The sequence below is a fragment of the Pseudoalteromonas sp. SANK 73390 genome (assembly GCF_054966645.1).
Genome location: NZ_ARPN01000073.1, coordinates 1 through 651, shown reverse-complemented (window position 1 = coordinate 651; position 651 = coordinate 1). Strand labels below are relative to the sequence as shown.

The following is a 651-nucleotide window of genomic DNA, read 5'->3' as shown; positions in this document are numbered from 1 at the left end:
AAAATAAACAAGACATATATGGACGCTCAGCCTTTGTCAAACAATACTAACCAATCGAGGTGACTTTTTAGTCGCCTCGTGCCTTTCTTATATTATTTACCTGCTTAACTTTTAGTTTTGAATCAACCAGTTGTGCAATGTAAAACGCTGCTCTGACATATATTCGGGCTTAACTGCATTTAGCAGTGCCCCTAATGAGCTTCGAGCCTGCATTCCCTAAAAAGTAATTCACTCACTCGGCCTGTATGGCCGTGCCCATAACGGGATAGATGCAGGCAGGCGCTGGCCTTTGTTCATCAATAAAAATAAGCAGTGATAAAGGGTTGCTAGGTGCTCACAACACCCACTCGGGCTGGTTGCCCTTGTCTCGAACGAGCTTACCTAACAACCAAAGATAGAAAAAATCAAACATTATGTGTACCGCCTTGTTGCGTAAATTGGGGCTGATAAGGTGTGTTTTTCTGTAATAATATCCACATCAGCCTTGCTAGGCGATGTGCAGTAGCAACAACTGTTTTGTTATGACCTCGTCGCTGTTTAAGCTCAGTGATCCAACGACTCAAATCATCATTTTTCTTATTAGCATGAGCTACAACGGTTCTAGCGCCGTGAATAAGTTGTTTTCTAAGATACCCATCGCCACGCTTAGTT

At 42.7% G+C, this 651-nt stretch carries 1 pseudogene; it reads right to left on the bottom strand.

The features are described 5' to 3' along the window. Window positions 1-404: 404 nt before the first annotated feature. Window positions 405-651 (bottom strand): annotated as a pseudogene (locus tag SANK73390_RS09720) (IS110 family transposase); the annotation flags it as partial.